Raw genomic sequence first — 12,252 nt, 5'->3', positions numbered from 1 at the left:
TCCCCCACGCGGGGAGTTACGCTCCGAGTGCGTGGTGCGTTTCCCTTGAGGAGAGCCATGGCGAGAGGAAAAACCGGAATGACGCGACGTGACTTCGTGGGCCTCGGAACGGCGGCAATGGCCATGGCGGGAGCAGGCGAGCTGTTGAGCGGCTGTGCGACGACCCAGCAGGCGGGCCCGGGTGGATTGGGTAGTGGCTCGGGCGGGCCGTCGAATTCGATCGGGTACTTCGCCCGCTTCGGCGTCACCGAGAACCTCATCCGCGAGACGCTGGCGGCCGCCCTGTCACGGGGCGGGGACTACAGCGACCTGTTCTTCCAGCACCGCGTCTCCACCTCCATGGCGCTCGAGGACGGCTCGGTGAACAAGGCGTTCACCACCGTCGAGCTCGGCGTGGGCGTGCGCGTCGTCAAGGGAGACCAGACGGGCTATGCCTACACCGAGGAGCTCACCCTCGACGCGATGCGCAGCGCCGCCCGGACGGCCGCGGCGATCGCCGATGGCCCCTCCCGGCCCGGCCCCCAGAGCTTCCACCTCTTCAAGGAGCTGCCGCAGCGCTACGCGCTCAAGGTGGGCTGGGATGCCGTGCGTCCCGAGCAGAAGCTGCCCATCCTCGAGGGGCTGAACGCGGCGGTGTTCAAGTCGGACCCGCGCATCGTCAAGGTGAGCCTCTCGTTCTCCAATGAGTACGGGGCGGTCCTCGTGGCCGACAGCAACGGGCGGCTCGTCGAGGATCTCCAGCCCATGACGCACCTGGGCCTCTCGTGCGTGGCCGAGCAGAACGGCAAGCGGGAGCAGAACGGCTACAACGTCTCCGGCCGCGCCGGGTTCGACTTCTACTCGCCCGACCGGCTCGACCGCATCGTGCGCGAGGCGGTGAGCCGCACCACCATCCTCTTCGAGGCGGTGCAGCCTCCGGCGGGCGAGCTGCCGGTGGTGCTCGCGGCGGGCTCGTCGGGCATCCTCCTGCACGAGGCGATCGGCCACGGCATGGAGGCCGACTTCAACCGCAAGGGCACGTCCATCTACTCGGACAAGATCAACAAGCCCATCGCGCACCCCTTCGTGAACATCGTCGACGACGGCACGAACGAGTACGCGCGCGGCGCCATCAACGTGGACGACGAGGGCAACGTGCCCGGCAAGACGATGCTCGTGGAGAACGGCGTGCTCACCACGTACCTCCATGACTCCATCTCCGCGAAGCACTACAAGGTGAAGCCCACCGGCAACGGCCGCCGCGAGAGCTACCGCCACGCGCCCCTGCCGCGCATGCGCTCCACGTACATGCTCCCGGGCCCGCACAAGCACGACGAGATCATCGCGTCGGTGAAGAAGGGCATCTACTGCTCGAACTTCACCAACGGGCAGGTGAACATCGGCGGAGGCGACTTCACCTTCTACGTGAAGAACGGCTACCTCATCGAGGACGGGAAGCTGACCCGGCCGATCAAGGACGTGAACATCATCGGCAACGGGCCCCGGGTGCTCGAGAAGGTGGACATGGTGGCCGACAACCTCGTCATCGACGAGGGCGGCTGGACGTGCGGCAAGGACGGCCAGGGCGTGCCGGTGTCCCAGGGCCTTCCCACGGTCCGGGTCTCGTCGATCACCGTGGGCGGACGCAACTCGTGAAGGGGGCCGACATGAGCACGAACAGCACGAATCTGGCCGAGGTCGCGCGTCAGGCGGTCGAACTGGCCAAGAAGCAGGGCGCCTCCGAGGCGGCGGCCAACGCCAGCCGCGCCCGCGAGGTCGAGGTGCAGTGGCGCGACGGTCAGCTGGACAAGATCTCCGAGGCCACGACGCGGGGTCTCTCGGTGCAGCTCTACGTCGACGGGCGCTACTCCGCGGTGTCCACGAGCGACCTGCGCCCGGAGGCGCTGGAGCGCTTCATCTCCGACTCCATCGCGATGACGCGCGCCCTGGCGCGTGACGAGCACCGCCGGCTGCCGGAGCCCGAGCTGTACGCGGGCCGCACGCAGGTGGACCTGGCGATCGAGGATCCTCACCAGGCGAAGCTCGGCGCCGACGAGCGCCAGCGCATCGTCCGGGAGCTGGAGGCGGCTGCCCGCGCGGTCGACACGAAGGGCGCCATCCTGTCCGTCACCACCGCCTTCGGAGACGTCCTGCGCGAGACGTACCGTGTCAGCTCGAACGGCTTCGAGGGTGGGATGCGGGGAACCCAGTTCTTCGCCTCCGCCGACGTGAGCGCCAAGGACTCGGACGGACGCCGGCCGGAGGAGAGCGACTTCGCCGTCGCGCGCTTCTTCGAGAACCTGCCCGACGCGACCACCCTGGGGCGCCGGGCCGGAGAGCGCGCCCTGGGCCGCCTCGGGGCGGCGAAGGGCGCGTCCGCCGTGCTGACGATGGCCGTCGACAACCGGGCCGCGGGCCGGCTCGTGTCGATGCTGCTCGGACCCATGACGGGCATGGCCCTCCAGCAGAAGCGCTCGTTCCTCGACGGGAAGCAGGGCCAGAAGGTGGGCAGCGAGCGCCTGGTGCTCACGGATGAGCCGCACATCCCGCGGGGTCTCGGCTCCCGCCTGTTCGATGGTGAGGGCATCGCCGCGAAGCCCCTGCCGCTGTTCGAGGCGGGCGTGCTCCGCTCCTACTTCATCGACAGCTATTACGGCCGCAAGCTGAAGGCCCGCCCGACGACGGGCGGTGCCTCGAACCTCTCCTGGAAGCTCGGCGAGAAGGGGCAGGCCGCGCTGCTGGCGGACCTGAAGGAGGGCATCCTGGTGACGGGGTTCCTCGGCGGCAACTCCAACGCCGTGACGGGGGACTTCTCCCTCGGCGTCCAGGGCTTCCGCGTGCGCGGCGGGAAGATCGCCGAGCCCATCAGCGAGATGAACATCTCCGGCAACCAGATGGACCTGTGGAAGCGCCTCGTGGCGGTGGGCAATGACCCGTTCGCCTACAGCGCGATGCGCACGCCGACCCTCGTCTTCGAGGGTGTGCAGTTCGCGGGCGTCTGAGCCGGAAGCCGGAAAGGTCTGGCCCGGGCAGGAGCAGTGCTGGCATGGTTCGTCCCGGCCCCTGGCCGGGGAGGCCGCACTGGAGGAAGTGATGAGGAGAGCGCTCCTGCTCGGGTGTGTCCTGCTGGTGTCGTGCAATGGCCTCACGCCGCCGGATGAGGTGCCGGTGGATGGCGGAATCCGTGGGGATGGCGGAACGGGGGATGGTGGCTCCACGCTCCAGCCCGCCCCTACGGGGGGTGGCTTCTGCTGCCCGATCGAGACACCGTCCTGCAATTGTTTCCGGACCGGCGGCTGGGTCGACACGGACGACCTCTCGAAATGCCATGGCATCTGCGATGGGCCGGGGCCCTACACTCGGAAGGTCGACTCGCACGGCTGCGAGGTGGTGGAGATCGGCAGCTCGAACTCCTGCAACCCCACCCCACCACCTCCGTGAGGCAGGGCCGCGGTGGCTACACGGGCTCGATGAAGTTCAGCCGGTAGCCGTCGGGATCCGTGACGATGATCTCCCGCGTGTACCAGGGCTGCACGGTGGGGCCCTCGACGCCCGCTCCGTGCGCCCGCGCCCGCTCGGCCACTTCGTTCAGGCCCGTGGCGCCGATGCGGAATCCCAGCAGCACGCCCACGCCCCGCCGGCCCTCCAGGGCCACCGCCGAGGGCACGGCGACCAGGTACACCTCCGCCTGATTCTCCCAGCGCAGGTGGATGAAGGGGGGCTCCGCGTGCATGCGCTTGAACCCGAGCGCCTCGTAGAAGCGCGCGGAGCGCTCGGCGTCCGACACGAGCAACTTCACGAAGGACGACAACAGCTGATCGCTATCCATGCCAGCCGTCTGTAACACGGCGCGCACGCCGGGCGCTCGCGTCCCGGAGGCCAGTGCGGCCGTCGTGAACATGAAAAGGCCCCGGGTTCCGCGCGGAACCCGAGGCCTCGGTGGCGCGAGTCGACGCGGGCCGCCTAGAAGCGCGCCTGCAGCAGCATGTTGAAGCCCAGGGCGTGGGGCTTCTCGAAGCTGGGCTGCGCCACGCCGAAGACGTCGTCCCGGAAGGTCGTCCGGTTGGAGTCGTAGGTGTAATAGACCTCGCCCACCGTGGAGACGATCTCCGACAGATCCCACCGGAAGGTGCCCTTGGCGGAGATGATGGGCTCGGCCTCGCAGGTGCTGTTGTCGCTGCCGCACGTGGTGGGCAGGATGCTCAGCACGTTGACGTCACGCACCACCACGGTGCGCGTGCCCGTGAGGCCCGGGGGCGGGTTGTTGCCGCCGAAGAGCGGCTCCGGGCTGCGGAACGACGCCGGCTGCTGCACGCCCAGGGTGAAGCCCGGGGTGAAGTGCAGCGCGGGGATGTGGAAGTCCGCGCCCGCGGCGATGAACATCTCCGGCTTGAGCTTCGTGCCGTCCGGGAAGTCGGTGAAGGGCGGCAGGCCGGGCACCTCGAACTGGATGAAGGACAGGCTGCGGTAGAGGCCCAGCACGTGGAAGCGCCAGTAGTTCCACTTGGCGCGCGCCTGCAGCGCCACCGCGGTGGCGTCCTGGGGCACCGTGCGGCCGAACACGTCCGGATCCGACAGCGTCTGCACCAGGTAGCTGCCCTCGACGGACACCGAGTACGACAGCCCGCCCGGGTACTGCTCCGGGGCGAAGAAGCGCTGGTAGACGTCCGGATCGTTGCGGTACAGCCGGAAGTCCACGCTGGTGCCCACCGGTACGCCCACGTGGTAGACGGCCTGCGCGGACACGCCAGCCGAGTTCACTGGCGCCTCCACGCCCAGCGCGGCCAGGCCCGGGACGATGCCCTTCTGGAAGTAGCCGCCACCGGCCTCCAGGCGCAGCGTCTCGAGCACGTCCCACCCGGCGCCGGCCATGAAGCCGTAGAGCGTCTCCTGCTCCTTGATGAGATCGTTGAGCACCAGCGCCGTCTTGGCGCCCGCGAAGGCGTACCACCTGTCGCGGGTGAGCTGCAGCTTGGCGCCCGGCACGCCCGCCGCGGTGGCGCGGGTGGTGAAGACGCCGCTGCCGCCCCAGGAGATGCGGTAGGCATAGCCCAGCCGGAAGCGGTCCGCGGACACGGGGAAGCCGGTGAGGGACAGGCCCTCGTTCTCGCCCCAGCCCGGCGGCCGGTAGTTGAGGCGGATGTAGCTGGAGTTGTCCCGCAGGTCGATTCCACCCGAGGGCCGCTCCAGCAACAGCACCGTGAGGGCCGCCTCGGTGGTGAGGCCCTCGAAGAACGCCGGCATCTTCTTGTAGAGGACGATGTTGGACAGCGTCTCGAAGCCGGAGAACCGGGTGTTGAAGTTGTCGTAGAACTGGGTGTTCTGGAGACCCGCGCCGAAGCGGGCCGTGGGGCTGTTGGGCGTCGTCTCACCCGCGTTGGCGAAGACGTTGTCGTCCGCGAAGGCGAACGACAAGCGGGTGTCGACGAAGTCTCCGGCCCATGCGGGCATGGAGAGGGCCATCAGCCCGGTCAGGGCCAGCGTGCGCAGCGTTTTCTTCAAAGTCCCTCCAAGGGGCGGCGGGGGAAGCCGCTCCTCTCCCTGCGCCCCGCTGGGAACGGGGCGCTTCACTTCATCAAGGCACTACTTCACTCACAAGCCTTCAGCGGGCGCGGGCACTCCAGGCCCTCTCCCGGGTGGCAGCACAGGTCATCCGCGTCGCGCGGCATCACCATCCAGCGCGGACGGGCCGGCTGGACCTGCCGCAGGTGGCCCACCACGTCATAGGTGGCGCCGTGCAGGAAGCGGCACTGCTGGGCGCGATCCGCGTCCGCGTCGTTCTCGTCGCAGTCCACCCGCAGGTCCGGCACCGCGTCCTTGGTGATGACCATGATGCGCGTGTGCGTGCTGCTGCCCACGTAGCACTTGGACTGCCCGGCCGGGAGCTGCTTCGCCAGGAAGGCCACGTAGCCCTCGCCAGCGCGCACGGTGACGTCCCGCCGCGACTTCGCCGGCAGCAGCGTGTCCGCGGGGGTGGCGGTGGTGGCGGTGCTGGCTCCGAAACGGATGTACGTGTCGACGTCGCACCAGACGGTGATGGGCTCGCCCTCGGGGTAGCCCTTGGCGATGGGCCTGGACTGGGTGTCGGAGAGGGTGACCTCCTGGCCGCGCAGGGGCAGCGAGTCATCCAGGCCGGCCGCGTACGGACCCGGGCCCGTCATCTCCACCACGAACTGGCCGTAGCCACTGTACTGGGTCCGCTCGGCGCAGACGGTGCGCTGGTAGGCACCGGCGCCGGTGGTGCAGTCGATGTTGCACTGCACCTCGTCCATGTCCTCGGGCTCCACGTCGCCGCAGAAGCTCCACGCGCCCTTCTTGCTGCAGAAGAAGGGGACATCGCCATCGCCGTTGAAGTCGCAGGTCTTGAAGACCCGCGGGAAGCGCACGTGGCGCACCTTCACCAGCCCCGACTCCAGGCTCTCCATCTTCAGGTTGCTCGTGTAGTAGCCGCAGAGCCCGTCGACGTTGCTGACCGCCAGCTCGTTCTTCAGTCCGCAGTGGCGCAGGTTGATCTCCACCGGCGGGTTGAGCTTCAGGTACTTGTCCCACTGGTTGGGCGGCAGCTGGCGCACGTGCTCGCGCACCGTCCACGAGGGGAAGGTCAGCTGCGTGGTGGAGGTGAACTCCTGGATGGAGCCGGAGAGCGTCCACAGCAGATCTCCCGGGTCGAGTCCCTCGGGGTAGCTGTAGTTGTAGACGAACATCGAGGCGTAGCTGCCGGGCAGGTAGCCGTTGGGCTCGGGGACGGCCACCTGCGCGGCCGTGCTGATGTCCTCGGGGACGCGGCAGGCGGTGATGTCCGTGACGAAGAAGCCGGAGGGGTCCGTTCCCGTCACCAGCAGGGTGACGGGCGGCTGCGGATCCGGCTTGCCGTCCTTGTCCAGGTCCACGCTGGGGCAGTTCTGGTACAGGATGGAGCCGGACTCGGGGGCCCGGCCCACGGTGACGAACTTCGTCACGAAGGGCGAGGTGGTGTTGTCGTAGAGCTGCGGCGTCTGGACGGCGGCCAGCGTGGGCTCGGCGAACAGCAGGGGCGAGGAGGAGCCGGCGGCGTAGGTGCGCGACTCGGGCTCCTTCGGCAGCTTCGTCGGGTCACCCGCGATACCGCCATCCGTGTAGTTGAGCTCCACGGGCTCGTCCATGGCCCAGACGCGTACGTCCCCGTAGATGTACTGGGCGCGCAGCTTCCCGAGGCCGCGGCCTCGGGACAACGTCATCCAGTTGTAGCTGTAGTCGTCGGAGAGATCGCCCGGCACCACCTTGAAGCTCACCGGCCCGGTGAAGTCGAGCGGCTTGCCGGCCTTGTCCAGGGCGGTGACGTCCACCAGCATCTCCACCTGGCCACGGGGGATGACGTAGCGGCAGTCCTCCTTGCCACGCGCCTCGAGGGGCACGTGCTCCGTCCTGGTACCGCCGAAGCGGGAGATGCAGGAGGCGACCACGTCGAGCGGCTGGGTGCCGCCGTTGGCATTCACCGCGGTGACGCTCTGCACCACCACCCGGAACGAGCCGATGCCCGGAGGCGTGGACCCTTCCACGTCGTAGCAGCCGGACGCCGCGACGGCGCTCGCCGCGAGGAGCAGGAAACGCTTCTTCATCACTTCACCCTCCTGCCGATACGGCCATCCTCGATGGCGTTGGCGATGGGCATTTCGGTCGGGTTCTCACAGAAGGTCTCGAGCTGCCGGGTGACCGAGCCGCACTCCTGGAGGCCCGACAGCGCGTCGCGGCAGTTGCAGCGTCCGGTGTACGGGCCCGCGGGCACGTTGCACGTGCTCTGGATCTCCGCCGGATCCTCCACGTGGCAGCGCGCGGCGGCCTCCTCGGCGGGGATGTTCAGCAGCTGGCGGCACGTGCAGTCGCCCACCGTGCGCGCCAGCGCGTCCTCGAACTCCTGGGCCTTGGCGCAGAAGTTGCGCGTCTGGTCGTCCACCACCCACTTGCCCTCGATGAGGGTGCCGCAGCGCTCGCCCGTCTTGGACGTCTCGCGGCCCGCGTTGACGTCATCGCAGGTGCAGAAGTTCTGCATGTAGCCGATGAGCGAGTCGCGCAGGGAGATGCCCGTCTCCTGGCGCGTGGTGTTGCGCTTGAGGACGCTGAAGCCCGAGCCGCCCTTGGCGATGTAGTCGTTCACCGCCACGCGGTACATGCCGTTGGGGTTGATGGGGTTGCCGTTGATGGAGATGTCGGTGGCGGGGTGGGCGTAGCAGCGCTCGCCGTCCTGGTCCGCGATGCACTGCCAGGGGGCGTGGCCCTCGCGTTCCTCCTGCGGGCAGTCCGAGGCGTTCCTGGCGGGGTCGCACGGGATGCGCAGGTCGTTGAGCTGCACCTGGGCGCAGTCCATGGTGAAGCGCGCGCCGGAGACCTGGGCCTGGCTGACGCAGCCGCGGCTGGCGGAGCGTTCGGCCACGAAGTCGAACATCTCCTGCACCTCGGTGCCCGACAGGTACATGATGTTGATGGTGTTCTCGAAGGGGAACACGTTGAACATGGCCTCCTGCGTCACCACGCCCGCGTAGAGGTTGTCGCGGATGCCCAGCGAGTTGGTGAGGGCCATCTCCGCCTCCACGGCGCGGCGCTTGCGCATGGAGTCCGCGGTGATGTTGCCCAGCGGCGAGTCACCGCCCGAGGAGGTGTTGCGGCGGGCCACGTCGCGTGGCGCGTAGGAGAAGATGGAGGTGAGCTGGAGGTTGAAGTCCATGCCCAGCATGTAGGGCTGGAGCAGGTCCGTGGTCTCCCGGTCCTCCTGCTGCTGGCACTGCGCGATGGCCTCGCGCACGCCCGGGGCGTTGATGAACTGGCCGGGGTTCCAGAAGTTGTCGCGGTACCAGGCGCGCATGGCCTCGTTGCACCACAGCCCGTCCAGGGGGAAGGCGCGGTAGGAGTGGCTGCTCACCTCGGCGCCATCCAGCGTGCGCTCCTCGGTCCTGGGCACCTTCACCACCATGTCCATGCGCCCCACGTACTTGGCGAAGGCGCCCGAGTGCACCAGCACCACCTTGCGACCGCTGGGGTCCGTGAGCTCCTGCGGGGGGTTGAGCACCACGTGCAGGTGGCCACCCATGATGACGTCCAGGCCGGACACGCCGGGGATGAACACCTTCACCACCGCCTTGGGGTTGCCCTCCAGGTCGGGGTCCGCCCACTCCATCACCTTCCACTGGTCGCGGTCGCGCTCGATGAAGGGCCGGGCGCGCTCGTACTCGTAATAGGCCTCGTAGCCGCGGATGAGATCCTGATCCTCGGTGAGGCCCAGGTGGCTGACCACCACGATGAGGTCCACCACCGGGCGCAGCATCTCCACGTAGGCGCGCGCCGCCTCGTTCTGCTCCAGCGGCGTGGCCTGCAGCGAGTTGCCGCCCTCCACCAGCGAGTTGAGCGAGGAGATGTTGGCCATGCCGATGATGCCCACCTTGAGGCCCTGCACGTTGCGGATGACGTAGGGCTCGGAGTTGAGCGCGGCCTGCTCGTTGCCGGGATCCTTCGGACTGTCCCAGTAGTAGTTGGCCGCCATCAGCGGGAAGGTGGCGAAGTCGCGCGCCTTCTGGACGAAGTTGGCCAGGCCGGCGTCGAACTCGTGGTTGCCGATGACAGCCGCGTCCAGCCGCATCTTCGACAGGAAGCGGAACTCGGCCTCGCCGCTGTTGACGTTGAAGATGGGGGCGCCCTGGAAGCAGTCGCCCGAGTCCAGGTGCAGCACGCGCTCGGCGCGGTTGCGCTCGCGTTTGAGGATGGCGCCCAGCCGGGTGGCCCCACCGAAGGGACCCGCCTCGGGGATGATGCCCAGGTCCGTATCCGTCTTCAGCGGCGCGAAGTCATACGGGATGAGCCGCGAGTGGATGTCGGATGTATGGAGGAAGGTGAGCCGGACTTCCTGTCCGCTGAGATCGATGTCCTGTCCCTCCATGACGGGCATGCACGAGGCGGAGAGCAGGGCGCACAAGAGGCCGAGCAGGAAACGTCGCATTCGGGGGCGGATCCGAGGGGATTGAAGAAATTGAGCGCTAGACGACGGCCCAAGGTACGAGATGATCCGCAGGTGGGCAAGCAACGCCCCTACGTCAGGCTTCTCCGGTAAGGGAACGGCCATGCGACCGAGCAGTCATTCTGCTGTGACGGATATCGAGATCATCGAGGATTTCTCGTCGACCGCGAAGTGCGACGAGGGCTTTCTGCGAGTGCGGCGGCTGCGGTGCCAGAACCGGCGGGCGGACGGCACGGCGTCCAAGGTGTACCGGGTGGACGTGGTGGATCGGCCGAGGTTGGACGCGGTGGCGGTGCTCATCTACCGCCGCGGTGCGTCGGGGCTGGAGGTGCTGACGCGGATGAACCTGCGGCCGGCGGCCTACTTCCGGCGCGGCAAGGACATGACGGTGCCGGACGGGGCCTCGTACCTGCGGGTGGAGGAGATCGTCGCGGGGCTGCTGGAGCCGGAGGACAAGGGCGAGGCGGGTCTGAGGCACCGGGCGGCGGAGGAGGTGCTCGAGGAGTCCGGGTTCGAGGTGAAGCCGGAGGAAATCCAATTGCTGGGGGCGGGCTTCTTCCTGGCGCCGGGCATTTTGTCGGAGAAGGTGTTCCCGGCGGCGGTGGACGTGACGGGCAAGGAGCCCGGAGTGCCGGAAGGGGACGGCTCCCCGTTGGAGGAGGGCACGCACCTGCAGTGGAGGCCCATCCGCGAGCTGCTGGCGATGTGCCGGCGCGGAGAGGTGCCGGACGCGAAGACGGAGATCGCCATCCTGCGGCTGCTGGCCGAGCAGCCGTGATTCAGGCGGGTGCGATTGTCGGGAGCCCGCCGGGCGGGTAGGGTGCCCGGCGACATGCACGACGCAGCCCCCTCGTCCTCGACGCCACGGCCGGAGTACTCGCGGGCCTTCCGCCTCCGCCGGGCACAGAACTGGCTCACGCTCGGAACCATGTACGCGGCCATGTACATGGGCCGCTACAACTTCTCCTTCGCCAACGCCCGGCTGTCGGAGACGTACGGCTGGAACAAGACGCAGGTGGGCGCGATCATCAGCGCGGCCACCTTCATCTACGGCCTGTCCGCCATCCTCAACGGGCCGCTGGCGGACCGCATCGGCGGACGCAAGGCCATGCTGGTGGGCGCTGGTGGCGCGGTGGTGTTCAACCTCGCCTTCGGCCTGGGCGCGTACCTGGGCTTCCTGGGCACGGGGACGGTGCTGCTCGGCTACCTGGCCACGGTCTGGTCGCTGAACATGTACTTCCAGTCCTACTCGGCCCTGGCGCTCATCAAGGTGAACTCGGGCTGGTTCCACATCAGCGAGCGCGGCGTGTTCTCCGCCATCTTCGGGTCGATGATCCAAGGCGGCCGGGCGCTCATCTACTTCATCGGGCCGCTGCTGGTGCTGGCGCTGCCCTGGCAGTTCGTCTTCTTCGTGCCGGCGCTGGTGATGGCGACGCTGGGCCTGCTCACCTTCCTCTGGGTGCGCGACGCGCCGGACGAGGCGGGGCTGCCCGCGCTGGACACGGCGGATGCCTCCAGCGGCTACACCGGCAAGGTGGACTTCAAGTACGTGGCGAAGGTGGTCTTCACCAACCCCGTCACGCTCACCATCGCGGCGGCCGAGTTCTGCACCGGCTTCGTGCGCCACGGCTTCGAGCAGTGGTTCCCCCGCTACATGCTGGAGGCTCAGAAGCTGTCGCTCGACAGCCCCATCTTCCAGAAGGGCGCCACGGGCGTGGTGCTGGCGGGCATCGCGGGTGCGTTCTGCGCGGGCTTCATGTCCGACCTGCTCTTCAAGGCGCGCCGGCCGCCCGTGGCCTTCATCGGCTACGTGCTCCAGGTGGTGTGCATGGCCATCATCTGGAAGGCGCCGAGCCTGAACCTGGTCATCGCCGCCTTCGTGGTGAACTCCTTCTCCATCAGCATCGTGCACTCCATGCTGTCGGGCACCTCGTCCATGGACTTCGGCGGGAAGAAGGCCGCGGCCACGGCGGCGGGCATGTTCGACGGCATGCAGTACGTGGGCGGCTCCGTGGTGGGTATCGGCATGGGCTGGCTGCTGGACAGCTTCGGCTGGGGCGCCTGGGGCCCGAGCATGATCGGCTTCTCGGCCGTCGGCGGCATCCTCATGCTCACCTTGTGGAACGCCCGGCCCAAGGCGCACGCGGCCCAGACGGCTCCGGCGGTCCCCACCCCCGAGGCGCCCTCCGCCGACCCGCAGCGGAGCTCCCGGACCGGCACCCAGGGGTAGTCATCAAGACGCGGGGCGCTCGCGCGTGTCGGAGCTGCGGGCCCGGGAAGGCTGGGCC

Annotated in this window: 9 protein-coding genes; 5 read left to right on the top strand and 4 right to left on the bottom strand. The window is 68.6% G+C overall.

The features are described 5' to 3' along the window. Positions 1-78 precede the first annotated feature (78 nt). From JRI60_RS34810 to JRI60_RS34800, 3 genes are all read left to right on the top strand, one after another. Positions 79-1,635, top strand: a complete 1,557-nt coding sequence (locus JRI60_RS34810) for a TldD/PmbA family protein (protein WP_204220226.1) — start codon at positions 79-81, stop codon at positions 1,633-1,635. Between the two features lie 11 nt (positions 1,636-1,646). Further along, complete coding sequence (locus JRI60_RS34805) at positions 1,647-2,981, top strand: TldD/PmbA family protein (protein ID WP_204220225.1); 1,335 nt, start codon at positions 1,647-1,649, stop codon at positions 2,979-2,981. Between the two features lie 91 nt (positions 2,982-3,072). Next, positions 3,073-3,420: a hypothetical protein gene (locus JRI60_RS34800; protein WP_204220224.1), complete on the top strand. Its 348-nt coding sequence runs from the start codon at positions 3,073-3,075 to the stop codon at positions 3,418-3,420. Positions 3,421-3,436: 16 nt separating this feature from the next. Here JRI60_RS34800 and JRI60_RS34795 read toward each other — a convergent pair whose 3' ends face one another. From JRI60_RS34795 to JRI60_RS34780, 4 genes are all read right to left on the bottom strand, one after another. Continuing rightward, positions 3,437-3,793, bottom strand: coding sequence for a VOC family protein (locus JRI60_RS34795; protein WP_204229224.1), 357 nt, complete (start codon positions 3,791-3,793; stop codon positions 3,437-3,439). Positions 3,794-3,942: 149 nt separating this feature from the next. Further along, entirely contained in the window at positions 3,943-5,442 is a 1,500-nt protein-coding gene (locus tag JRI60_RS34790; RefSeq protein WP_204229223.1) for a hypothetical protein, read from the bottom strand. Between the two features lie 125 nt (positions 5,443-5,567). Continuing rightward, positions 5,568-7,577 carry a hypothetical protein gene (locus tag JRI60_RS34785; protein ID WP_204220223.1) on the bottom strand — a complete coding sequence of 670 codons (2,010 nt, stop codon included), beginning with the start codon at positions 7,575-7,577 and terminating at the stop codon, positions 5,568-5,570. Then, on the bottom strand, positions 7,577-9,946 hold the full coding sequence (locus JRI60_RS34780; RefSeq protein ID WP_204220222.1) for a bifunctional metallophosphatase/5'-nucleotidase: 2,370 nt from the start codon (positions 9,944-9,946) through the stop codon (positions 7,577-7,579). Before JRI60_RS34780 ends, JRI60_RS34785 begins: the two co-directional genes overlap by 1 nt. 121 nt (positions 9,947-10,067) lie before the next feature. Here JRI60_RS34780 and JRI60_RS34775 point away from each other — a divergent pair, with 121 nt between their 5' ends. Both JRI60_RS34775 and JRI60_RS34770 read left to right on the top strand, forming a co-directional pair. Beyond that, complete coding sequence (locus JRI60_RS34775) at positions 10,068-10,742, top strand: NUDIX hydrolase (protein WP_204220221.1); 675 nt, start codon at positions 10,068-10,070, stop codon at positions 10,740-10,742. 54 nt (positions 10,743-10,796) lie between these two features. Next, positions 10,797-12,194 (top strand): MFS transporter, encoded by a 1,398-nt coding sequence (locus tag JRI60_RS34770; protein ID WP_204220220.1) that lies wholly within the window; start codon positions 10,797-10,799, stop codon positions 12,192-12,194. The last annotated feature ends 58 nt before the right edge of the window (positions 12,195-12,252 follow it).

Origin of the sequence: Archangium violaceum, from assembly GCF_016887565.1 — a bacterium.
In the GTDB taxonomy this organism is placed as follows: domain Bacteria; phylum Myxococcota; class Myxococcia; order Myxococcales; family Myxococcaceae; genus Archangium; species Archangium violaceum_B.
Note: the sequence above shows the minus strand (reverse complement) of the source record. Positions and strands in the feature narration are given on the sequence as shown.